The following is a 24,485-nucleotide window of genomic DNA, read 5'->3' on the forward strand; positions in this document are numbered from 1 at the left end:
ACGTAATACGTAGGATTAATATTACAAACAAGCTCAAAGCATCTTGTTTATCTGTACTACGTTGGTTTTAGGTTTTCTTTTGAACTAGTGAGAATTTATATGTTAAATTTTCGCAATTTTAATCTTTTTTGGTTCAAGTTACTAAAATGTAGGTTGTGCTAAATATAAAAAACCTTGAAACTCATACCCTAAATCATACATATTTACAATATAAAAGTAGATGCCTGATGGTAAACCTGCGTCTCTCTGAATCACGTTGTTATCTATATTAGAAATTCCTGCAAATTCATTCGTATAATTTTCTTGTCTAAAGACTAAAAGGCCATTCCGATCATATAATTTTAATTCATTCTGATCAGATAATTCTAACTCTTCAATGACTAAAACATCATTAATGCCATCACCGTTGGGAGATAAATAGAAATTATCAATGGTTAAACGGTCTTGTGGTACCAGCAAGCTACCAATAGTAATAATTTCATAATCATCAGGTAGAAATTCTTCTGAAGTGATAATACCATTTTCAGCATCACCACTTACTGCAGCATTGCCTAGAATATCCCATTTTTGTTCTGCTTTACTCCAACCTACAACCAGTAAGTTTTCGGTGACTTCTGTTAATGTATTTATAGCACTTCTAGTATTCCATGATATGGTTACGGTAGAAGGGACGCTACTTTCTAAACGCCAAAATTCTTGTGTGTTGATTAAACTTAATTGTCGGTCTTTATCTCCAGTGTCAAAAGTTTGAGTGAATGATAAGGGTGCATTAGGGTTCTCAAAAAAGTATGCACATTTTGCTGTTAAGTTTACGCTATTACTATTTAAAATTAATGGACGCAATTGAAACTCGTCTCCAATAGGAAATTGATAGGTCTGTTGGTTGGTCATTAAAGCATACCCATTTACTTTAGACATATTGCTTTCGCCATTGTGCATGGCATTGTCTAAGAGTCCAAAATAAATGTCTTGCAATGATTTTTGGGTCATGATATCTCCACCAATAAAATTTACGTTGTTGGTAGCGTTGGCTGCAATGTTTAAGGTGACCCCGCTATCTGCAAATATTTCAAAATCATAAAAGATAGGAGAAACTGTTCCTTGGATATTTAAAAAACGGGAACCGTAAAAGCCTACCAAACCTAAGTTTTGATCAAAGGGGGCATTATTAATAAAGTTGGTGTGAAAACCCACCTCGGCGCCATCATGCAACTGCATGCCACCGGTATGGTTTAATGCCGTTTGCGCATGACTTGCCAGACCAACAAATAAAAATAGGATGTAGTGTAGGTACTTCATATTAAAAGTCTGTTACGGTAAAGTAGAAAGAAGCATCAACAAAACTAAGAGACAAATTATTAGCTGTACTATCAAAAGTTGTTCTAGTAATGTCTATTCTAAAGCTTGTGTTTGATGGTACGGATGGATTTCGAGAAACTTGTATATTAGTTCCTGCTAGTGATCCTAAAAGTGTTAGTTGAACAATGTAGTCTTCATCAGGCATTGTTGTTGTAAAATTCACATCGTATCTGCCGGCGGAAAAGCGAGTAACAATTGCTCCGTTGACGTTTGCTGGTGAACCTCCTGAGGCAACCTTTCCCATAGCAACAACAGCAGGAGCTTTCCAATCTGTTCCTGTTGCGGTAGAGGTTAATACTTGACCGTTAGTTCCTGTATCGCCATCTTTATCTTTAAAGCTGCCGTCTAATTGCATGTTGTTTGCAACGTGTAAACTTTCATTAGGAGTAGCCGTACCAATACCTACGTTCTGATTCGCTATTATTCTAAGTGCTTCGGTACCACCTGTTCCGAACGCTAGTTGGTCAGCTGCGTTACTGTACATGCCTGTATCAGCGTCACCTGTAAATCTATAAGAAGGTTGTCCTGGTGTACCATCTGAGTTGGTTAAACCAGAAGTTCTGATTGATCCGTCTACTGTAAGTTTATTTAATAAGCCCGTGTTTGTTCCAATACCAAATCTATTGTTTGTACTGTCCCAAAAAAGCTCTGCATTATTCTCTAGTAATCCACTTGCTCCATCAGAGAAAAAGATTGAACCTGCAGTACCCATGGGTATGCTGGTTGCAGGATCTTCCCAAGTAGCAAGACCTGCACCATCGGTAGTTAAGATCTGCCCACTACCTCCAAGCGTATTTGAAATAGTATTTGCACCAATAGTTGCTGTACCTGTTGTGGTTAATGTTCCTGATGTAGAAACGTCATCTGTAAATATTGGGTTAATTTTTGAACCGTCTATTGCGGCTCCTGTATTTACATCAGCATCAACAATAGAATTGTCTTCTATTTTACTAGTTCCAATACTGTTGGTTACAACTTGTAATCCATTTGTAGCATCAATTTCAATAGTTGTACCATCAACTAAAACATCCAAAGCATTTGTTGTAGCATCATTTTCTAGACCAGCTCCAGCAACATCTGCATTTAAATTAGTAGCTGTGATCACATTGTCTTCAATTTCAAGAATACCAGTGTTTGTTAATGTGGCGTCACCAGTAATGGTATTTGGTTGCGCAATACCTGAACCATCACCAATAAATATATTGGCATCAGCTAAGGCATTAGAACCCGTAATTTGAAAGTCTACATAAGTTTTTACAGCTTGTTCCGTTGGAAATAGTGTAGCTGAGTTAGTTGCTAAAGTACCGTCGTTTGATTTATTAGCAGTATCTTCTTTAACTGCCGCGTCAAAAAAGGCACCACCGTCAGTTCCACTTGCAGTTATAGAATTGTTTGCATCAAGACTTACAATAGTTTGATTAGAAACTTCAGTATCAACATAAGTTTTTACAGCTTGTTCCGTTGGGAACAGAGTAGCTGAGTTAGTTGCTAAAGTACCGTCGTTTGATTTATTTGCGGTATCTTCTTTCACTGTCGCGTCAAAAAAAGCACCACCGTCAGTTCCACTTGCAGTTATAGAATTGTTTGCATCAAGACTTACAATAGTTTGATTAGAAACTTCAGTGTCAACATAAGTTTTTACAGCTTGTTCCGTTGGAAACAGAGTAGCTGAGTTAGTTGCTAAAGTACCATCATTTGATTTATTTGCGGTATCTTCTTTCACTGCCGCGTCAAAAAAAGCGCCACCGTCAGTTCCACTTGCAGTTATAGAATTGTTTGCATCAAGACTTACAATAGTTTGATTAGAAACTTCAGTATCAACATAAGTTTTTACAGCTTGTTCCGTTGGAAACAGAATAGCTGAGTTAGCTATCAAAGTTCCGTCATTTGATTTATTTGCGGTATCTTCTTTAACTGATGCGTCATAAAATGCACCGCCATCTATTGCGCTTGTAGATATAGCGTTTCCTGTGTCACCGCTAACTATAATTTGAGCAGAACCACCAACAGCAGCATCTACATATGCCCTGTTAGCAGCATCTAAAGGAGTGCTCAATGGATTAGTTGAAGGTAAGGTTGCTAAATTTGTGATAGCAAATGTACCCATATCTATATCTGCAGTAGCAACTCCAAAATCGCTAATAGCTACAGTACTTTTGTCTAACCATACAGCATCACCCAGTGCGTCTGTACCTAATAGTCTATTTAAATCTGTAGTAGTATCGGCCCCAATTTTATCAATGGTGATTCCGTCATCTTTTACTTGAATTCCGGTAACATTATCAGGGTTTACTTCTATAGTGATATCATCTGCTTTTATACCTAAATCCATAGCAACTAAGGCAGCATCGAGAGTAGTACCTGTAATAGAACCGTTTGTAGAGGTAACATCTTCGCCTAAGTTGGTGGCTAAAGTTGCAGCATCTTGCCACTCAGGATCTCCAGTAGCGCTAGTTCCTAAAATTTTATTTTCATCACCTGCAGTAGTTCCTATTTTATCTGTAGTTACGGCATCATCTGCAAGTTCTAAAGTATTTACCGCATTGTTTGCAAGTTTTGCATTCGTAATCGCATCATCAGCGACATCAGCTTCCGCAATAGTACCGTCTAGAATATCTTCCGAAAGTATGGTTTCATTTAAAATCTTATCGTTAGTTACAGCGTCTACAGCAAGTTTTGTATTGGTGATTCCTGCATCAGCGACTCTTATCTGGGTATCTTTTAAAGTAGCACCGTCTCCATTGGTTACAATTATAGAGTTATCAGCGCTTGTACCTGCTACCAATTCATTTGAAAGTAATTTTCCAGAAACATTATCTACATTTAATGGAGCCCATTCTACAAAAGAAGAATTATTGGTTTGCAAAATAGTATTTGGTAATCCGGGAGCCATCTTTCCAAATTGTATCGTTCCATTCTGTATTTTAGCATTGCTTACTGCATTATCTGCTAATTTATTCTGAGTAACAGCACCGTCTACTAATTTTATACTACTGATGGTTCCATCTTGTATGTTTGTAGCATTCAATAGGCCTACTTCAAAATTATAATTGCTATCTGTAGTTTTAGTAATGGTAATTGTTTCAAAATTACCTGGATTTTCTAATGCCTCACTAGTAAAAGTTAATGCATCACCAAAGGCTTCACAAATATTAATCCATTGCGTTCCATCATAATAATGTAAGCATTGCTCTTCAGTATTATAGACCATAGCACCTTCTAAGGGAAGAATAGCATTCATCTGAACCGTATTTACTCGGTTAATTACAAAAGCTTTATCAATGCTTTCTAATTCTAATAAGGATGCTGGGTTTATAGTTTGTGGGTTGCTTCCTATTTTAACTTGGGCATGAAGAAGTCCGGTTCCAAGGAATAGAAATGCTATAATTACAACTGTTTTGAAATTAAAATTGCGCATAAGTGTAAGAACTTATTAGGGGTTATTTTTTATAAAACTACAATTATATAAAGATTTCACCCCTTTTTTAGGATGAAATGCAATTGCTCTAGTTTAACTGATTGAAAGTTAAGGAATAGCTCTGTAAATAAACAGTTTTTTTTACTTTCTAATTAGGGTTAAAAGTGTAGGTTTATTCCCTCATACGGGGTTTTATTTTGCTCGAAAATTCTCGCTTTGAAAGCTCCTTTTAATGTGCTATTTTTACCTTTAATATGAATGAAACTTCCTTCACGTAAGCCTACTACTGGCGTTGTATTGAAGCAATGGAATTCTTTAATTCTAGTTTCCCTTGTTTCTCCATTATGGTTACTTTTTAGATCTGGATCTAGATAATGTGCATTAATATTAAAAGGTACAAGGCCTAAGGTTTTAAAACTAGGAGGGTACACAATAGGCATATCATTGGTAGTTTGCATGTTTATACCTGCGATATTGCTTCCTGCGCTGGTTCCAAAATAGGGTGTTCCTGCCAAAATTTTGTTTTTCAATACATCCATTAATTCCAATTCATGCAATTGTTTTACTAGGAGAAAGGTATTCCCGCCACCCGTAAAAAAAGCCTTAGCATCAGAGATTCCTTTTGCTACATCTTCATAGGTGTGTAGCCCCACAACTTTTTTACCTATGGTCCCAAATGCCTTTGCAACAAGGGCTGTGTATTCATCATGGGAAATTCCGCCAGGTCTGGCATAAGGGATAAAGGTTATGGTGTCTATATCTTTAAAAAAGTCTTCTAGCGTTTCTAAAAGATAGGCCAAATAATCCTCCCCGTGTAATGTAGATGTGCTAGCAAGCAGTAAATTTTTCAATTTGTAGTATTTTTTGATCTGCTAAATTAACAAAAGTTTAATGGTGCTTTATTTTTTTTTGAGGGTAACTTATATTTCCTTTATACTTAACTTTAACTTGTACTAATACAAACAGTAGTATAGATGTGAAACTAGGAGGGTTTTTACTCTACTTGTTTCTTAGATAAAAATAACCTTATGAAAAAAATTATACTTTTTGTATTTTTTATTGCTTTCTCAACCGCTCAAATTTTTGCTCAGAATGGAGACCGTACTTTATTACGTGGTAAAGTAATGTACCGCAATAGTAATGTGCAGAATGAAAATGTAATTAATGTAACTACGGAATTAGGGGTGATAACCAATTCTGATGGAGAATATGCTATCAATGTTAAAGAGGGCGATGAATTGGTGTTTACCGCATTGAACTATCAAATGAAGCGTGTCATTATTACGGCCGAAATATTAGCGAACAATAGACTTGTCGTTGAGGTGAATGAAAAGGTAACGGAATTAGATGAAGTAGTCGTGGGTCCAGAAAATCAAGAAGCTTTTCTTGTTGTAAAAAATGAAGAGTTTAAAAAATACGAGTACGGTATTGATGAGACTTCAAGAGTAGAAAACATTGCTTTGTCTGATCAGGAACGAGGGATGACCAACGGGATAAACTTTGTGAATATCTTTAAGGCCATCAAAAAAGGAATTAAAAATGAGGACGGTACCACAACCGAAGCAGCTCCTAGATTAAAAGTGAGTGATGTGCTTCGTCAGGTATATGATGATCAATTCTTTGTGTCTGATTTGCAATTGCCACAAGATAAGATTAATCAATTTTTATATTACTGCGATACGCGCTTGCCTGAACAATCACTACTTAAAAAGACCAATGAGTTTGAACTAATTGACTTTTTAGTGAATGCAAGCAAGGATTTTCGCGCAGAATTAGATGATAAAAACTAGCCTTTATACCGCTTGTTTTTTTATCTGTGCCGCAAACTTGCAGGCACAAAACACTGTTTCTAAAGAAATAAAAGGTAGGGTATCTAGTGAAGATGGAGATGTAGCCGCTACTCATGTGCTAAATAGTAGCGCTCAAAAAGCAGCGATTACAGATATAGATGGTTTTTTTACGGTATCGGCGCGTCTAAATGATACGATTGTATTCTCTGCAGTACAGTTTCAACGAAAAGAGATTGTAGTCACTAAAGAAATACTAGCGAGTAAAGCCCTCTATATTACCTTAGATCCTGCGCAAAATGCTTTAAATGAAGTTGTGGTTATGCCTTTTAATTTAAGTGGAGCGCTGGGGCGAGATATGAATAAAATGGAGGTAGATCCGCCATTGACAGCAGCAAGTCTGGGATTGCCGAATGCTTTTGTTGAGAAGATGACCCAAGCAGAACGTAAGGCTTTCTCAGCAAGATCAGGAGGACCTTTGATAGCTATACTTAATGCAGTTTCTGGTGAAGCAAAAAGATTGCGCCTGATTCGTGAGCGTATGGCAAAATATACGCGTACGGAGTTTATTCGAAAAGCTTATCATGATTCTTTATATGTGAAGCAATTGAAAATACCTGTAGATAAAATCAATGATTTTATGTATTTCTGCGAGGTAGATTCCTCTTTTGCAGCACTTGATAAGAAAGATAACTTAAGTATTTGGGAATTTATGCTGCAGAAGAGTTTTGCCTACCGAAAAAATTATGAATTAGATTGATCCTTATTTCATGACAAATTTAAACTAACAATTATTCTTTGCCTTTGATTAGACATTTAAAAAATACTGTTGTTTTTATACTTTTCGCTGCCAGCTTTTGTGGACAGGCGCAAAGTCATTTTTCTAAAGCGATAGAAGGAAAAGTTTCTAGTGCAGATGGGGATGTGGCAGCAACGCATGTCATGAATATTTCTACAAAAAAAGCAGCCATCACAGATATAGACGGCTTTTTTACAATTTCTGCCAGTTTAATGGATACCCTCGTTTTTTCTGCTATTCAATACCAACGAAAAGAAATTGTAGTAACCGCAGAGATTCTTACGAGCAAGACCATTTATATCACTTTAGCGCCTGCATTAAACCAATTGAAGGAAGTGGTCGTTATGCCATATAACTTAACAGGTAATCTAGCTCAAGATATGCGTAGTGAGCCTGTTGTAGTTGCTGCTACATTAGGGTTGCCTAACGCGTATGTGAAGAAGAAAACACAAAGTGAGCGTAAACTCATTGAGGCTACTTCGGGGGGTGGTTTGATTGCTGTAACCCCATTAATTAATGCTATAACAGGGAGAACCAAAATGCTTAAAGATCGTGTAAAGCGCGATGAAAAATATGCCAGAACAGAACGCGTGAGAGCTTTTTATCTTGATACGTTGTATGTAACAGAATTAAAAATTCCGGCATTAAAGATTGATGATTTTTTGTATTTCTGTGAAGTAGATGATTCTTTTTCGAGTATCGTTGATACCCACGATAAAATTAGAATATGGGAATTTCTACGAAAAAAAAGCAAGGTGTACCGGGAAAATAATACTATAGAAATACCGTAATTTAATCCTATTCAACCGTGGAAAAAGGCGCTAAAGAATATCTTGTTACAGTAATGCTACTCCTGGCAGTAGGGGTGCAAGCGCAAGAAAAGGGAGCGACTTTAGAAGGGAATATACAGGTTTCAAATTCAGAATTAGCAGGTATTCATGTGCAAAATGTTACTACCAAAAAAGCAACCATTACAGACGGTTATGGCTTCTTTGCCCTTGCGGTTCATTTAAATGATACGGTGTTGTTTTCGTCCGTACAGTTGAAAAAGAAAGAAATTATAATTACCCAAGCTATTTTAAAAAGCAAGCGGCTTATAGTTCCTTTAGAGGAAGTTGAAAATGAATTGGATGAGGTGGTGGTTATGCCTTATAACTTATCGGGAGATTTATCGAAAGATGCATCTGGTTTAAAGCCATCTGTGGTTTCCTCTTCTACCTTAGGCTTGCCCAACACGCATGTGGTAAAAATGACGTATAATGAGCGTAAATTGCTAGAAGCAGACCGTGGTACTATGATTAAAGTTCTTCCGCTAGGCTTTGCCATAAATACACATAAAATTTTAAACAGAATTTCGGGTCGTACGAAAATGCTTAAAGAACGTATAATTAGGGAGGAGAAAAATAATGTAGTAGAGGAATTATTGGCTTATTATCCGGATTCTATTATTACGAAGAACCTGAAAATTCCAGACCTGCAACTACATGAGTTTATATACTTCTGTGAGGTAGATGATGATTTCAATGCGCTAATGAAATCTGGAAATCAATTGATTATTTGGGAGTTTATAGAAAACAAGAGCAAGATATTCTTAAAGAATAATAAACGAGATTAGTTTTACCTTTGGCACAAGCTTTGGTACATTAAATCATGAAAAGAAGAACACTAAATACTATGAAATCATTGAAGAAAGTTTTTTTAATTTTATTATTCCCCTTGTTAGCATTTACTACTGCGCATAAGTTTTATGTAACGGTAACCAATATTGCGTATTCGGAAAAAGACAAAGCCTTGCAAATTACCTCGCGTATTTTTATTGATGATTTGGAGAAAACGCTTAATGAACGCTACGGAATTAAAGGTAGAATGGCGACTGAAAATGAACTGAAAGATATTGAGGTGTATATTGAAAAATACATTAGGTCAAAATTTATCATTACAATAAACCAAGAACAACGAGAATATACCTATATCGGTAAGAAGTACGATAATGACATCATCGTGGTTTATCTAGAAGTTCCGGAGGTAAATTATCCTGAAATGAAATCTATTTCGGCTACAAATGAAATGCTAACAGATATGTTTGATGAGCAACAGAATGTGGTTCATTTTAAACTTTTAGGAGCGAAAAAGAGTTTTGTTCTCACTCGTGATAATAATAAAGGAATGTTAAACTTGGAATAATACGTTAACAGTTTCTTAAAAAAGCTTTAATTTTCTAGCGACTAAATTAATTAATTCAAGAAATGAGCAAAATCAAGTACTATTTTACAGCACTTTTGTTTGTGTTAGCGAGTACTCTAAGCGCACAAGACACAGAAGTTAAAGAGAAATCAGCGCCGCATGGCAATGTTAATGAATTTAAACAGATGTACGAAGAGTTTGCAACTCCAAACACGTATAGGTCTGCATCTGGAGCACCAGGTCCTAATTACTACCAGCAGCAAGCTGATTATAAGATGGACATTACCCTAGATGATAAAAATGCAAAAATCTTTGGTGAAGAAACGATTACGTATACCAACAATTCTCCAGATAATTTAGAGTTTTTATGGTTGCAATTAGATCAGAACGTTCGTACGAAAGATACGAAGTCCGATTTAAGAAACGGATCTGAAGCACCTTTCGCAAGTACAGTAGAACGTTTTTCTGGTACTTTTATGACCGAGCCTTTTGATGGTGGGTTTAATATTGAGTATGTTAAAGACGCTAGTGGTAAAGCATTGCCATACACCATTAACCAAACAATGATGCGTGTAGATTTGCCAACAGCTTTGAAAAGTAAAGATGAAATTTCTATTAAAGTAAAATGGAACTATAACATTCCAGATCATACTGTAAATAGAGCGCGTTCTGGATACGAGTATTTTCCTGAAGATGGAAACCGTGCCTATGTTATTGCACAGTTTTTTCCTAGAATGGCAGTGTATAGTGATGTAGAAGGATGGCAAAACCATCAGTTCTGGGGGAATGGCGAGTTTGCGCTTCCTTTTGGTAACTACGAAGTAAATATTACAGTTCCTGCAGATCATATTTTAGATGGTACAGGAGTACTTCAAAATACAAAAGACGTTTTCTCTAAAGAAATGATGAAGCGTTACGAATTGGCAAAAAAATCTTATGACAAGCCAGTAATCATAGTAACACAAGCAGAGGCAGAAGCAGCTGAGAAAAGTTTTTCTGATAAAACAAAAACATGGAAGCTAAAAGCTGAAAATGTGCGTGATTTTGGTTTTGCAACCTCAAGAAAATTTATCTGGGACATGCAAGCTGTTAAAGTGGGTAGCAAAGATGTTATGGCAGTATCGATGTATCCTAAAGAAGGAAACCCATTATGGGAAGAATATTCTACAAAAGCAGTAGCACATACCTTAAGATCGTACTCTGCTCATACTTTTGATTATCCTTATCCAAAAGCAATCTCTGTACATGCTAAAAATCAAGGGATGGAATATCCTATGATTTGCTGGAATTACGGAAGACCAGAAAAAGATGGGACATATTCAGACCGTGTGAAGTACGGGATGATTAGTGTTATTATTCATGAAGTGGGTCATAACTTCTTCCCGATGATTGTAAACTCTGACGAACGTCAGTGGGGTTGGATGGATGAAGGTTTAGATACTTTTATGCAATACATGGCAGAACAAGAATTTGGTGAAGCGTTTCCTGCAGCAATTGCGCCGAATGATAAATATCCTTCTAGAAGAGGAGAACCTTCTAAAATTGTACCTTACATGAGTGGCGATCAAGATTATATTTCGCCAATTATGTCTAATCCTGAAAATGTATACCAATTAGGGAATAATGCCTATGGCAAACCAGCTACAGCTCTTAATATTTTAAGAGAAACGGTAATGGGAAGAGAATTGTTTGATCATGCGTTTAAAACATATTCTCACAGATGGATGTTTAAACACCCTACTCCTGAAGATTTTTTCCGTACCATGGAAGATGCATCGGCAGTAGATTTAGATTGGTACTGGAGAGGTTGGTTCTACACCACTAATTTTGTGGATATAGGTGTTGGTAGTGTTAAAAAATATGTTGTTACTGATAAGCCAACAGCAAAAATGAAAGAATATGCTGCGGCAAGAAATCAAGATATTAAAGATTTACCACCGTTAGTATACTTAGCAGAAGAAGGGTCAGAAGATTACGACGCTTCTCTAAAAGGTAAAGTAGCATCCGAAATTTCTGCACCATTAAAAGAATTTATGATGGATAATATGACGCCTGCAGAAAGAGCAGCCGTTAAGGAACCTAAATTCTTTTATGAAGTAACGTTCACCAAGCCAGGTGGTATTCCAATGCCATTAATTGTAGAATACACCTATGCAGATGGTTCTAAAGAAAACATTACGTATCCTCCAGAAATTTGGAGAAAGAATCCTAAAGAAGTAACACGCATGCTTTCTTTGCAAAAAGAATTGACAAGTGTTGTTGTAGATCCAAAAGCAGAAACTGCAGATATAGATACGACGAACAACTCTTGGCCTAAAAAAGAAGAGCAATCAGATTTTGATAAGTTTAAAAACGATAAAGATTAATCTCTACGCGTATTAAGGGTTTATAGTAGTAAAAGCCAAGAATGAAAACGATATGTTTTTGTTCTTGGCTTTTTTCATTTTAGCACTTTATAGATGGTTTATCTCTAATATGTTAAATGTTTGAAAAGTAGAATTATGTTTTATTCTTTTTTTTATGCGACTGACAAACTTCTCATTATATTTGTATCATGTTAACGACACATTTTTTATTTATAAGTGGTGGGGAGATATTCTTCATACTTTTTATAGTGGTGATGGTATTTGGAGCAGATAAAATTCCAGATATTGCCCGTGGTTTGGGTAAAGGGATGCGTCAATTGAAAGATGCTACTGAAGATATTAAACAAGAAATTCAGAAAAGCGCTGATAAGCAAGGCATCAATACCGACTTCACTAAAGACATAAAAAACCAAATAGATAAAGTTAAGGAGAACATTAACGACGTTACGGGTACCATTAAGAGAAAGTAACTATGTTCGATAAATTGTTAACCTGGGATAGGGAAACTTTTATTTATTTAAATAGTCTGGGCATTGAAGAATACGACCAATTTTGGAGTATTGCCACAAATATCTCTACTTGGATTCCACTTTATGTGCTATTCCTCTTTCTTGTGATGTACAAGAGAAGCAAAGAAGAAAAAATTAAAAAAATACTTACCGCTGTTTTAATGTTACTTTTTGTTTTACTTCTTACGGGAGTAACAAAAGAATTAGTTGGGAGAATACGCCCAAGTTCAGATGCTGAAATAAATACCTTAATTCGTATTATAAAAGGTTCTAATGGCTTTAGTTTCTTTTCAGGGCATTCTGCTTATTCCTTTGCATTAACCACAATTGTAGTGCTCTTTATTAAAGATATTTTTAAGTGGAGCTGGGTATTTTATATATGGCCTATATTTTTGGCGTTTAGCCGTATTTATGTAGGAGTGCATTATCCTGTAGATTTAATAACAGGTGCCATCGTAGGTATACTTTCTGGGGATTTATTTTACGGAATTTATTTAAAATTTATAGCACCCTACTCAAGGTCAAACCATCACGAATAGGTAATAATACCGTTTCAACTCTAGGATCTTCTTTTAATTTTTTATTATAATCTAATAATATTTTAGTCACTTTGTCTTTAGGATTCAGGGGTTCTACCACTTTTCCAGACCACAAGACATTATCAGATAATATAACACTTCCAGGTTTTGTTTTTTTAAGGACGGCCTCAAAATAATAATCATAGCTTGCTTTTTCGGCATCAATAAAAATTAAATCAAAGGTTTCGTTTAATTCTGGAATAATCTCAAGCGCATCGCCAGTGTGTTGAATAATCTGATTTCCAAATCCGCTTTTGTCAAAATATTTACGCTGCATATCTACCAGTTCTTCATTGACATCAATGGTATGTAGTGTACCATTTTTTTGTAATCCTTCAGCCAAACAAATAGCAGAATAGCCCGTGTAGGTGCCAATTTCTAAAATAGTTTTAGGGTGGATGATTTTGGAGAGTAAACTCAAAGCTCTTCCTTGAAAATGACCCGTAATCATTCTGGGCTGAATGACTCTTAAATGTGTCTCTTTTGTGAGCTCTTGTAAAACCTCGGGTTCTTGTTGAGAATTGTCAGCAATATAATTTTCAAGTAAAGGAGATAAGAAATGCATGTAAAAACTTTTCACAAAAGTAGATATTAATAGTATCTTGAAAAAAACTATTTTTAGATGAAGGATATAACGATTCGTGATGCTGTAGAAAAAGATTTACCTGTTCTGCTAGCGTTTGAACAAGGTATTGTTAGTGCAGAAAGACCCTTTGATCCCACCTTGGCCGAAGATCCTATTAGCTATTATAATATTGAGAAATTAATGACAGACAGTGCTAGTAAAGTGGTGGTGGCTTGTGTTGGAGAAAAAATAGCGGGTAGTGGTTTTGCAACGATATTGCCAGCAAAAAACTATTTGGCGCATGAAGAATACGTTAACCTGCATTTTATGTATACAGATCCAGAGTATAGAGGTAAAGGTGTAAATGCATTAATCATGAATACCTTAAAAGAATGGGCACATCGTAAGGACATCAAAGAAATTAGATTAACAGTGTATCAAGATAATATACCTGCGATTAAGGCGTATGAGAAAGTAGGGTTTAAAAAACATATCATAGAAATGAGATTAGTTTAAGTACCACAATTCTTACAGGGGATAACAAATACAATTGGAAGTCGTAATTTTGAAAAAAAAAAGCTGTTTATGAAATTTGAAAATTCTTTGGAGTTCGCTCAAAAATTAGACCAAGTAGATCCGTTAAAAAAATATAGAGAGGAGTTTCATTTTCCTAAAGTTGATGGTAAGCCTGTAATCTATTTTACGGGAAATTCTTTGGGTTTGCAACCAAAAAGAACTCAGAAAATTGTAGATGAGGTCATGACAGATTGGGCGCAATTAGCAGTAGAAGGACATTTTTACGCAGAAAAGCCTTGGTGGGATTACCACGAGCGCTTGGCGGCACCTTTAGCTAAAGTGGTAGGAGCAAAGACAGCAGAGGTTTCGGTGATGAATACGCTTACCGTAAACTTACATTTGCTAATGGTTTCATTTTATAGGCCTACGCAAAAAAGATTTAAAATTATTTGTGAGGAGAAAGCTTTTCCTTCAGATCAATATATGCTTACTAGTCAGGTGAAATTTCATGGATTTGACCCTAAAGATGCCATAGTTGAGGTAAAGAAACGCGAGGGGGAACATCATTGGCGTACCGAAGATGTTATTGCTAAAATTAATGAAGTAGGAGATGCGTTAGCCTTAGTGTTAATCGGAGGCGTAAATTATTATAACGGTCAGGTTTTTGACATGGAAAATATTACCAAAGCAGGTAAAGCTGCTGGTGCTTTTGTGGGCTGGGATTTGGCGCATGGGGCAGGGAATGTTGAATTGAAATTAAACGAATGGAATGCTGATTTTGCAGCATGGTGTAGTTATAAATACATGAATAGTGGGCCAGGAAACGCTTCTGGAGTTTATATTAATGAAAAACATTTAAACAACCCTGATATTCCGCGTTTTGAAGGTTGGTGGGGCACAAAGAAAGAAACTCGTTTTTTAATGAAACCTGAGTTTGAGCCTATGGAAAATGCAGATGCATGGCAAATAAGTAATGCGCCTATTTTAGCTATAGCTCCTTACTTAGCCTCTTTAACTATGTTTGAGGAAGTAGGGATGCCTGCTTTACTTAAAAAGAGAGATACCATTGTCGCTTATCTTGAATATATATTACACGAAATAGATGCTGAGGTTTCTAGTAGTTTTGAAATAATAACTCCTGAAGATCGCGGATGCCAATTATCTGTTCTTCTTCATGGACAAGGAAAGTCTTTGTTTAATTATTTGATGAAAAATGGAGTAATCACAGATTGGAGAGAACCCAATGTAATCCGTTTAGCTCCGGCGCCATTTTACTGTTCTTATGAAGACATGTATCGTTTTGGGCAGTTATTAAAAAAAGGAATTTTGGCTTTAGAAAAAGAAAATTCTTAACGCTAATGCTAGAGTAACCACCAAATGAAATCACTTAAGCTAATTTTGTTTAATCCGCGTTACTTTGCACCTGCATGGTCATTTGCGACCTTAAATATTTTGTTTGGTACTTGGGCTACTTATATTCCAGAAATTAAAGAAGATATTGGTTTGGATAAAGCAAGCTTAGGTTTTGCTATTTTTTTCCTGTCTCTAGGTAATTTTACAATTTTTCCGGTAGCATCAAGATTAATTAATAAGATTGGGGTTGGTAAGTCTGTATGGTATGGTTTACTATTAATTTGTCTGTCTTCAATTTTACCATTTATAGCCCTTAATTATTATACGTTAATAGCGGGACTTTATTTTTATGGTGCTGCCAATGGCTTTCTGGATATTTCTATGAATACCTTGGTTACTGAAATAGAAAAAGAAGACGATCAAAACTTTATGTCCGCCGCACACGGTTTTTTTAGTTTAGGGGGCGTCATTGCGGGAATCGGTAGTTTTCTAATAGTGATTGTAGATAACAGGATGCTACATATCTGTGGTGTAGCGGCACTATTAGTAGTGACAAGTGCGCTATTACGTAAAAATTATATTCATATCATATCGCCGCCAATTGAAAAAGAAGCTTTTAAAATAAAGAATTTTAAACCACTGTTTCTCCTAGGGGTTATTTCATTTGTGATTATGGGAAGTGAAGGGGCTATTATTGATTGGAGCGGAATTTATCTTCAAGAAATTAATTTGGCACCAGAAAAATACATAGGATTAGGGTTTTTGGCTTTTTCTGTAATGATGACTTTAGGTAGGTTTCTGGCAGATGGTATCAGTGCAAAGATTGGATCAATTAAGATTGTTATTCTGGGCACTTTGCTGGCCATTGGAGGTTTTTTTTTAGTACTCTCAGGAATTCTTGTGGTAACCATTCTTGGTTTTGCATTAATAGGCTTAGGTTTTTCTGCAATTATTCCAGAGCTTTTTAGAATAGGAGGTAAGGTAAAAGGCGTAGCATCTTCTCAGGGAATTGCATTTATTGCAGGAACTGGGGTGTCTGGATTCTTATTAGGTCCTGTTGTTTTGGGTTTCTTGGCAGAATCTTATTCCTTACGGATTAGCTTTATGCTTTTGCTGGTCTGTTCTATAACTGTCTTAGCAGCGTCTTTATTATTAAAACAAAAAAGGGGCGCATAAAGGGTGTCGCTTTCGTATTTTTTCCTGCAGTGTATCAGTAGGTTCAAAATTTATAAGAAAACTTCCTCTATATATTCCATTTTAGTGAAAATTAGCTACTTGCAAAGAATTCAAAATTTTTAGGAAATGATTTTTTGTAAAATTCATTGTATCAATTATTTAGCACGTGTTTTAGTTTTTATTTGTGTGGTTTTAAGTGTTAAAGTTATTTTCTAAATCGTGTAGTTCATCGAAAATATGAGCTGTTCATCGCTATTTTTTTAGTTCTGGTCGTACATAGTCTTGAGTTTTAGCCCCAAAACTTATAATGAACATGAACACTAAAATTGAAAAAATGAAACAAACAAAAAGAATGTACCAAGCGGCTATGGCAAGTTTGGTATTTGCATTATGCTTAACTTCTTGTCAAAAAGAGACAGAAACAACAGGAGAAGATCAGGAATCAGTGATCAATCAAGAAACCGATTTTACAACGAAGTATTTCTTAGGTACTGAAGTAAAAGTAAGACTAGAAGATGATGATACGTATAGCTTAGCAGGGAGTGATGTTCGCTTGTTCGAAGATCAACTTACGGATACCGCTGATGATTTTAATGAAAACCCAAATCCAGAAGAAGGTCTTACTCGTTTAGGCTTAGGTGGCGGTGTTAGAAAATGGACCAATAGTACCGTTGTTTACACTACTCAAGGATTAAGTGCATCAGTACAATCTGAATTACAGAAATCTTTTGATGAATGGACGAGTAAAACAAATGTTCGTTTTAAAGAGCGTACTAACGAAACAAATTATGTGACCATCTCGTCTTCGGGATCTAATAGTAATTCTGGTGTAGCAACATTAGGAATGAATGGCGCTTCAGGTTTTATTCGTTTAGGAACACGTGCTACTGCAGTAGTGATCATCCATGAAATTGGTCATACTCTAGGGTATATTCACGAGCAGAATAGAAGTGATAGAGATAATTATATTATTATCAATACCCAAAATATTCAGGAGGATGCTATAGATCAATTTTACAAAAGTAATTCTGCAACATTGGTTACGAGTGAATTTGATATTAACTCTACGATGATGTATGGTAGTTACACTTTTTCTAAAAACGGACAACCTACAATTACAGATCTTAATGGTAATGTATTATCGCAACGTCAAGCAAAAGTTTCTGATCTTGATATTTCAGGAACCAATTCTATTTACCCAGCTGTTGATGGTGGTGGTACTGATGTGCCTGTAGTAGATTCTTGTGATGGAGTTTCGGCTTGGTCTGGTTCTAAGCGATACGCTGTGGGAGACCGTGTGACGTATGCAGGCAGTTTATACGAAAGAGATTTTACAAGATGGACCTTTATTAAAAGCTGTAACTAATTTAAAACGGGGTTAAAGTTTTTTAGGACACATTTGTGTTTTAAATAGATAAAAAGAAACCGCTCGAAAGAGCGGTTTTTTGTTTTCTAATACTAAGTTATGTTAGTCTTTAATGTTGCTTTTTACTTTACGTTTTGTATCATCTTGTGTCAGTTTTTTGATAAAAGCCTCCATTTCATCAGTTAGTAAAAGCTGATTTTGTTCTTTCCAGAAGTCTTTATCGTACTTCATTTTAATTTTGAAAATATCTTTCTGTTCATTCACGTTGCTCTTTACGTCTTCATTCCCGAAACTTTCCTTGGTGTAAAGAACTATTTCCATTTCAAATTTATGAACCATCGGATCATCTTCTAATTTCACATTTAGAACAGCAGTACGTTTAGCTAAGGTCATGAAGTAACGCTTAACAGACGGATCTTCTTTAAAAAACACAGTTATGTCCTGCTGTGCTATAGCACTGTACTTAGGAGTTTTAAATAATTCCTCAGGGTAAAACGGTTTAACAATGCTATTGAAGGATAAAATAGCATTATCATTCGTATTAATGATGTAATGGCCATAGCTTTTGGTCTTCGTGTCGGAATTTAAAGAAGTGAATTCAACCTTGGTGCTAGTACTGTTTTCATAGGGTTTTTCAATGACTTCAAAATCTGGTCCCATTGCATTTATACGAACAAATTCACTTAAAATATTAAATAGAGAAGGAAATTCAAAATAGATGTTATTTTCATCTTTAGGAAGACCTATTTGGCGCATATTTTTAACAGCAACACTAAAATCGTCATCCATAAGTGTTAAACCGCCTCCATATATGGATGTTTTCCGATGTAGATTTCCTTGCATGTCTTGCAATCTAATAATCGCTCCATTTCTTTTTAAGATCGCTCTCAAAAAGAAAGATTCAGAATGTGGTTTCAACAAATAATTATTAGAAATAGAATCTTTTATTTTTTGATAAATTGTTTTGGCATTAGAAACAACCACTTCATTTAATTGAAAAACACTTCTGTTTAAAAAAATAGTATCTCTTAAATTAGAAATAATAGTAGCGTATTTGTCATAACCCACTTTGTGAAAATAAATAGAATCTGTAACTGAGGTAAATCCATATTTGCCATCCTTATTGGTAGTGGTATGGTTTAATTTATTATACACGCTAACAAATTCAAGAGGCTCGTTATTATCTTTATCGTAGACGATTCCCTTTTTTTGGTGTTGACTAAAACTAAGGGAACTAACGAATAATATGATATAAACGAGCCTCATTGAAATGATGTTTAATTGATTTGTATCTCCGTAAAATTTAGATCAAAATTTTGACCTTCCATTTTATGAGATTTCGCAATTTTTATGCCATTAATGGTGGAGTAATCTTCCCAAGTAGTCGTCATGGAAGCTTCTTCTTGGTTTTCTTTTCTAAATACCCATTCTTGAAGGATAAAGTCATTTCCAAAATAAAAGTCATAAGCATCTCCTGGAGTGTAGCCACCTTCATTCGCGTAAACTATGGTGAGCTTTTGCATTGGTTTTTTGCTGATGGGTGCTTCGCTTTCTGCAGTATGTGTAAATTCAAAACTCTTGGCATCCCAAACCAGTTGAAAAGGCGCTAGCAGCCAGTATTTATCATTGATAAAGCTTGCATCAGTTTTTGTTGCCGTGCTGTCTCTGTTTTTTCTGAGGTAAGTGATGGTATCTTTTTCGGTACTACCAGTAACTTCATTCGTTTTTGGCTTCCAGATCCAAGAGCGTTCAAAATGTGTTGTATCCCTATCTACATTGAATGTAAATTTTAATTCATTTACTTTCTTCCAATTTTCATACCCATTGGCCTGTGCTACTTGTTCCAAAATAGTGAGTTCAGGAGCGGGAATAGTTGTTGTCGTTTCTTTTTTGTCGGTTTTGCAACTCATGGATAGAAGAATGAGAACAACGGTAATGCCTATGTATTTTTTCATTTTTTGAACTTTTTAACAAAGATAATGGCTTTTGGGGCTACTTAAATTAAATCCTTAGGTTTTAGAGTGTAACAATTAGCGATATTTTGATTAATTTTGATATTCAATAAGAAATAAAAAAATGAGTTCAAAAAAAGGAAAAATACAAGAGGCTATAGACGAAAAAATGTTAGAAGAGCGTAAAGTCTTCCTTTGGGGAATGGTCGATGACGATTCTGCAAAGCATGTAATTGATCGTTTATTGTATCTCGATATGCAAAACGATAAAGAAATTCAATTATACATCAACAGTCCAGGTGGTTATGTAACTTCTGGTTTTGCAATGTATGATACTATAAAATCGCTTAAGAGTCCGGTTTCAACTATTTGTACTGGGTTGGCAGCATCTATGGGATCTATTTTATTATCTGTTGGTAAAAAAGGAAGACGTTTTATTCAACCACATGCTCAGGTGATGATTCATCAGCCTAGTGGTGGTGCTAGAGGGCAAGCTTCTAATATTGAAATCCAGGCGAAAGAGATAATCAAAACAAAAGAACTTAGTGCACGTATTTTAGCAGAAAACTGTGGTCAAGATTACGATCGCGTAATGAAAGATTTTGATCGTGACTATTGGATGGGAGCAGAAGAGTCTATTGCTTACGGAATAGTAGATGGTATTTTAGAATAAATAATGTTTTTACACCTATAAAACTAAAAATCCTTCGCGAGTAAAAGTGAAGGATTTTTTAGTTGTTGTTACTTTAGTGGGCATATACTTTCCCAGAAATAGGAATACATGATACAAACTCAAAAAAAGATAGCCATTATCGGCTCAGGTTTAGTTGGTTCTTTATTAGCGATATATTTAAAAAAATATGGCCATGACATTACGGTATTTGATCGTAGACCAGACATTCGGAATGTAGAATTTTCGGGGAGATCTATAAACTTAGCCATGAGTAATAGGGGGTGGAATGCACTCCATGAAGTAGGTATCGAAGAAGAGATTAAGAAAATTGCAATTCCCTTAGATAAACGTGCCATGCATGTGGTAGGTCAGCCAGAATATTATCAAAAATATGGTAAAGAAGGCGAAGCTATTTGGTCTATTTCACGTGGCGTCCTCAACCGTAAAATGATTGATCTTGCTGAAGAAGCAGGGGTTGTTTTTAAGTTTGAAGAAAAAGTTTGGGATGTAGATTTACCAGAAGGGAAGTTATTTACCGGGGAAACCGAAAAAGGAGCGTGGCAAGAATACCAATACGATTTAATTTTTGGGTGTGACGGTGCTTTCTCGCGTGTTCGTCATAAAATGCAACGTAGAAGTAGGTTTGATTATTCTCAAGATTTTATTGATGTTGGGTATAAGGAGTTAACCATTGCAGCAAATGAAGATGGTACGCACAAGTTAGACAGACATTCATTTCATATTTGGCCAAGGGGTAAGTTTATGCTTATTGCAATGCCTAACCTTGATGGTAGTTTTACCTGTACCTTGTTTATGCCTTTTGAAGGCGATGTTTCTTTTGAAAACATTAAAACAAATGAAGACGCTAAGGACTTCTTTAAAACCTATTTCCCTAATGTGATGCAGGATTTGGATAACCTGTTGTTAGACTTCTTTAAAAACCCAACTAGCGCTATGGTAACGATGAAATGTTTTCCATGGACCTATTGGGATAAAGTTGCTCTTGTGGGTGATTCTGCACACGCTATAGTGCCTTTCTATGGACAAGGAATGAATGCAGGCTTTGAGGATATCTTTATACTGGATTCTTTAATCAAGGAACATACTAATGACTGGCATGCTATTTTTGAAGCCTATGAAACAGCACGTAAGCCTAACGCAGATGCTATTGCGGAATTAAGCTATCGCAATTTCATGGAAATGAGTAGCAAAACAGCAGATCCTAAGTTTTTACTACAGAAGAAAATAGAAAAGCATTTTGCAGCGCAATATCCTGACAAATGGGTTCCAGTGTACTCCAGAGTAACTTTTTCAGACAGACCTTATGCAGAAGCCTTGGCAGAGGGAGATGCACAAGAAGCTATTATGCATGAAGTAATGAAGTTACCAAATATTGAAGAAAAATGGGATAGCCAGGAAGTAGAAAATTTAATTCTTAGCTTGTTGTAATTTTAGTATGGCGAATTCATTTCACTTTGCCGCATAGGCATGGCATCTATTAATGAAATGATAGTCTTTGCAGGGACAATAAAAGCGTTTTTTAATTTTATACCGCCATCTTTCCCTAATAAAATCAATCCGCTAAAATCTTTTTCTTGGTACGTTTCAAGTCCACTAAGAGCTAGTAGCTGTTTATCGCTATCGTAGCTGCCTTTTGGGGTGATCATGAAATAGATGATATCTCTTTCTTGAAAAGCATTATGCTGCCCTTCAAAGGCTTTGATTTGTAGTTTGATGTTTTCACTGTTTAAATCTGTATCTACGAGCAGTAAAACCCTATTTTCCCATTTGAAATCTGATATGTCTTGAGCCATGGCAATAGGTGAATAAAAGAAAAAGCAACTAAGAATCATTAAATATTTATTTATATGCTTCATTGTTTTTTGCTTTAAATTACGAATTTATTTAATGCCATAGTATAAAACACAAAAGCCATCTGCAATGCAGATGGCTTTTTTATAAATAAAGTTTTCTAAGTTTATAGTTTAGAAAATAGTGTTTGCATTTTTTCTTGCTCTTCTTCAGCTAAAACAGGATCAACCAAAATACGACCACTATGTTCATCTGTAATAATTTTTTTACGAGAAGCAATTTCTACTTGTACTTGTGGTGGAATAGTAAAGAATGAACCTCCAGAAGCACCTCTTTCGATAGGCACAACGGCTAAACCATTTTTTACATTAGCACGAATACGTTTGTAAGCAATAACTAAACGATCTTCAATATCATTTTGATAATCTTCAGATTTCGCTAAAAGTGCTTTTTCTTCTTTTTCAGTTTCCGCTAAAATAGCATTCAATTCGCTTTTTTTATGCTTCAAGTGTGTTTCTCTTTCAGAGTAACGTTCTTTAGTACTTGAAACTACGGTTTTTTTCTGATCAATTTGAGCTTTAAATTCTTTGATGTTTTTCTCAGCTAATTGAATTTCTAATTCTTGAAATTCAATTTCTTTAGAGATAGAGTTAAACTCTCTACTGTTACGAACATTTTTTTGTTGCTCAGTATATTTTTTCATCAATGTTTTAGCATCATCAATCATGTTCTTCTTTGCAGTGATCTCATAATTGATAGTCTCAACATCAGTCTTAAGCTTTTCCATTCTAGTTTTAAGACCTAATACTTCATCTTCTAAATCTTCAACTTCTAAAGGTAATTCACCTCTTACATTGCGTATTTCGTCAACTCTAGAATCAATTAATTGCAAATCATACAACGCTCTTAATTTTTGCTCTACTGTTGTTTCTGTTTTTGTTGCCATATTTTAAAAATACTTGATGGGATTTGTTTTGCTTTCCGATAAACGGACTGCAAAATTAGGAATTTTTTTCGTAAGATAGTCAACTAATAAATTTTTTGTAAACTGCTCAGTTTCATAGTGTCCGATATCAGCCAAGAGTATTTTGCCTTCAGCTTCATAAAATTGATGGTATTTTAAGTCTGCTGTGATGAAAACATCAGCGTTTACAGCCTTTGCGGTACTTATTGCAAAAGAGCCACTACCACCAAGAACGGCAATTGTTTTTATTGGTTTGCCTAAGAAATTAGAATGACGAATACATTTTACATCCATTTTTTCTTTTAAGAAGTCCATAAATTGACTTTCAGGCATTGCTTTTGCCAGCGATCCGTGCATTCCTATGCCTATATTTTGATTTGTATTCTCAAGCGTAATTAATTCGTAAGCAACTTCTTCATAGGGATGATGTGCTAAAAGCGCCTTTATGACATGCTTCTCTACAGCTTTTTCAAAGGTGATGGAAATTTTGGTTTCTTCTTCAAAATGAGTTTTGCCAATTTCGCCCTTTACAGGAGTAGCTTTTTCATTCGCCTTATAGCTTCCAGTACCTTCAACGGTAAAACTACAATTGCTATAATTGCCAATATTTCCTGCACCTGCTTGGTACAAGATTTCTTTTAGTTGTGCCGCATCATTTTTTGGAACATACGTACTTAATTTTTTTATTGTCCCTTTTTGAGGGATTAATATTTTGGTATTTTCTAAGCCTAAAATTTCGCAAATTTTTGCATTAACACCTTGATTAGAATTGTCCAAGGCAGTATGCATACTGTAAATAGAGATATTATTTTGGATGGCTTTAATAACGACACGTTGCACATAATTATCACCGGTAAGTTTCTTTAATCCACTAAAAATGATAGGGTGAAAGCTAACGATTAAGTTGCAATTGGTGGCAATAGCTTCATCGACCACATTTTCTAACGTATCTAGGGTAACAAGAATACCCGAAACTTCATTTTGATGGTCTCCAACTAAAAGTCCAACATTATCAAAATCTTCGGCATAGGTTAATGGTGCTAATTCTTCTAAAATTTCGATTACTTGTTTTACAATCATTTTCTAAGTTTATCTATTATCCAAAGAT

The 24,485-nt window shown here is 35.4% G+C and carries 23 protein-coding genes; 14 read left to right on the forward strand and 9 right to left on the reverse strand.

Features of this window, described 5'->3' with window-relative positions:
* Positions 1-141: 141 nt before the first annotated feature.
* The 3 genes from GQR94_RS12195 to pepE form a co-directional block, all read right to left on the reverse strand.
* Positions 142-1,299: a gliding motility-associated C-terminal domain-containing protein gene (locus GQR94_RS12195; protein WP_158975765.1), complete on the reverse strand. Its 1,158-nt coding sequence runs from the start codon at positions 1,297-1,299 to the stop codon at positions 142-144.
* 1 nt (position 1,300) lies between these two features.
* The gene (locus GQR94_RS12200) at positions 1,301-4,777 is read right to left on the reverse strand and encodes a hypothetical protein (protein WP_158975766.1); all 3,477 of its coding nucleotides are present in this window, start codon (positions 4,775-4,777) and stop codon (positions 1,301-1,303) included.
* 158 nt (positions 4,778-4,935) lie between these two features.
* A complete protein-coding gene (gene pepE / locus GQR94_RS12205; RefSeq protein WP_158975767.1) occupies positions 4,936-5,628 on the reverse strand; it encodes a dipeptidase PepE in 693 nt (230 codons plus the stop codon).
* 177 nt (positions 5,629-5,805) lie between these two features.
* Between pepE and GQR94_RS12210 the strand changes: the two genes are divergently transcribed.
* The 8 genes from GQR94_RS12210 (at position 5,806) to GQR94_RS12245 (ending at position 12,961) form a co-directional block, all read left to right on the forward strand.
* Positions 5,806-6,567 carry a carboxypeptidase-like regulatory domain-containing protein gene (locus tag GQR94_RS12210; RefSeq protein WP_158975768.1) on the forward strand — a complete coding sequence of 254 codons (762 nt, stop codon included), beginning with the start codon at positions 5,806-5,808 and terminating at the stop codon, positions 6,565-6,567.
* Complete coding sequence (locus GQR94_RS12215; RefSeq protein WP_158975769.1) at positions 6,554-7,324, forward strand: carboxypeptidase-like regulatory domain-containing protein; 771 nt, start codon at positions 6,554-6,556, stop codon at positions 7,322-7,324. The genes GQR94_RS12210 and GQR94_RS12215 overlap by 14 nt, the downstream gene beginning before the upstream one ends.
* A gap of 44 nt (positions 7,325-7,368) precedes the next feature.
* The gene (locus GQR94_RS12220; RefSeq protein WP_233268291.1) at positions 7,369-8,154 is read left to right on the forward strand and encodes a carboxypeptidase-like regulatory domain-containing protein; all 786 of its coding nucleotides are present in this window, start codon (positions 7,369-7,371) and stop codon (positions 8,152-8,154) included.
* A gap of 17 nt (positions 8,155-8,171) precedes the next feature.
* A complete protein-coding gene (locus GQR94_RS12225) occupies positions 8,172-8,978 on the forward strand; it encodes a hypothetical protein (protein ID WP_158975771.1) in 807 nt (268 codons plus the stop codon).
* A gap of 35 nt (positions 8,979-9,013) precedes the next feature.
* Positions 9,014-9,547: a DUF6702 family protein gene (locus tag GQR94_RS12230; RefSeq protein WP_233268293.1), complete on the forward strand. Its 534-nt coding sequence runs from the start codon at positions 9,014-9,016 to the stop codon at positions 9,545-9,547.
* Between the two features lie 62 nt (positions 9,548-9,609).
* Positions 9,610-11,913: a M1 family metallopeptidase gene (locus GQR94_RS12235; RefSeq protein WP_158975772.1), complete on the forward strand. Its 2,304-nt coding sequence runs from the start codon at positions 9,610-9,612 to the stop codon at positions 11,911-11,913.
* 188 nt (positions 11,914-12,101) lie between these two features.
* Positions 12,102-12,383 (forward strand): twin-arginine translocase TatA/TatE family subunit, encoded by a 282-nt coding sequence (locus GQR94_RS12240; protein WP_158975773.1) that lies wholly within the window; start codon positions 12,102-12,104, stop codon positions 12,381-12,383.
* A 2-nt stretch (positions 12,384-12,385) separates the two neighbouring features.
* Positions 12,386-12,961, forward strand: a complete 576-nt coding sequence (locus tag GQR94_RS12245) for a phosphatase PAP2 family protein (protein WP_158975774.1) — start codon at positions 12,386-12,388, stop codon at positions 12,959-12,961.
* On the opposite strand, the gene GQR94_RS12250 is transcribed toward GQR94_RS12245, so the two are convergent.
* Positions 12,924-13,565 (reverse strand): O-methyltransferase, encoded by a 642-nt coding sequence (locus GQR94_RS12250; RefSeq protein WP_158975775.1) that lies wholly within the window; start codon positions 13,563-13,565, stop codon positions 12,924-12,926. The genes GQR94_RS12245 and GQR94_RS12250 overlap by 38 nt on opposite strands.
* A gap of 57 nt (positions 13,566-13,622) precedes the next feature.
* Between GQR94_RS12250 and GQR94_RS12255 the strand changes: the two genes are divergently transcribed.
* The 4 genes from GQR94_RS12255 (at position 13,623) to GQR94_RS12270 (ending at position 17,976) form a co-directional block, all read left to right on the forward strand.
* Complete coding sequence (locus tag GQR94_RS12255) at positions 13,623-14,081, forward strand: GNAT family N-acetyltransferase (protein ID WP_158975776.1); 459 nt, start codon at positions 13,623-13,625, stop codon at positions 14,079-14,081.
* 69 nt (positions 14,082-14,150) lie between these two features.
* On the forward strand, positions 14,151-15,434 hold the full coding sequence (kynU, locus tag GQR94_RS12260) for a kynureninase (RefSeq protein ID WP_158975777.1): 1,284 nt from the start codon (positions 14,151-14,153) through the stop codon (positions 15,432-15,434).
* Positions 15,435-15,458: 24 nt separating this feature from the next.
* Entirely contained in the window at positions 15,459-16,610 is a 1,152-nt protein-coding gene (locus GQR94_RS12265; RefSeq protein WP_158975778.1) for an MFS transporter, read from the forward strand.
* Between the two features lie 334 nt (positions 16,611-16,944).
* Positions 16,945-17,976, forward strand: a complete 1,032-nt coding sequence (locus tag GQR94_RS12270) for a M12 family metallopeptidase (RefSeq protein WP_158975779.1) — start codon at positions 16,945-16,947, stop codon at positions 17,974-17,976.
* A 102-nt stretch (positions 17,977-18,078) separates the two neighbouring features.
* Here the strand turns inward: GQR94_RS12270 and GQR94_RS12275 are convergent, their stop codons facing one another.
* On the reverse strand, positions 18,079-19,242 hold the full coding sequence (locus tag GQR94_RS12275) for a carboxypeptidase-like regulatory domain-containing protein (RefSeq protein WP_158975780.1): 1,164 nt from the start codon (positions 19,240-19,242) through the stop codon (positions 18,079-18,081).
* Between the two features lie 11 nt (positions 19,243-19,253).
* On the reverse strand, positions 19,254-19,931 hold the full coding sequence (locus tag GQR94_RS12280; RefSeq protein WP_158975781.1) for a hypothetical protein: 678 nt from the start codon (positions 19,929-19,931) through the stop codon (positions 19,254-19,256).
* Positions 19,932-20,052: 121 nt separating this feature from the next.
* Between GQR94_RS12280 and GQR94_RS12285 the strand changes: the two genes are divergently transcribed.
* Positions 20,053-20,601 carry a ClpP family protease gene (locus GQR94_RS12285; RefSeq protein WP_024481632.1) on the forward strand — a complete coding sequence of 183 codons (549 nt, stop codon included), beginning with the start codon at positions 20,053-20,055 and terminating at the stop codon, positions 20,599-20,601.
* Between the two features lie 108 nt (positions 20,602-20,709).
* Entirely contained in the window at positions 20,710-22,050 is a 1,341-nt protein-coding gene (locus GQR94_RS12290; RefSeq protein ID WP_158975782.1) for an NAD(P)/FAD-dependent oxidoreductase, read from the forward strand.
* A 2-nt stretch (positions 22,051-22,052) separates the two neighbouring features.
* Here the strand turns inward: GQR94_RS12290 and GQR94_RS12295 are convergent, their stop codons facing one another.
* The 3 genes from GQR94_RS12295 to GQR94_RS12305 form a co-directional block, all read right to left on the reverse strand.
* Positions 22,053-22,478: a DUF4174 domain-containing protein gene (locus GQR94_RS12295; RefSeq protein WP_158975783.1), complete on the reverse strand. Its 426-nt coding sequence runs from the start codon at positions 22,476-22,478 to the stop codon at positions 22,053-22,055.
* Positions 22,479-22,579: 101 nt separating this feature from the next.
* Positions 22,580-23,359: a zinc ribbon domain-containing protein gene (locus GQR94_RS12300; protein ID WP_158975784.1), complete on the reverse strand. Its 780-nt coding sequence runs from the start codon at positions 23,357-23,359 to the stop codon at positions 22,580-22,582.
* A gap of 3 nt (positions 23,360-23,362) precedes the next feature.
* Positions 23,363-24,457, reverse strand: a complete 1,095-nt coding sequence (locus tag GQR94_RS12305; RefSeq protein ID WP_158975785.1) for a Nif3-like dinuclear metal center hexameric protein — start codon at positions 24,455-24,457, stop codon at positions 23,363-23,365.
* Between the last annotated feature and the right edge of the window lie 28 nt (positions 24,458-24,485).

It is taken from the genome of Cellulophaga sp. L1A9 (genome assembly GCF_009797025.1).
Classification (GTDB): Bacteria; Bacteroidota; Bacteroidia; order Flavobacteriales; family Flavobacteriaceae; genus Cellulophaga.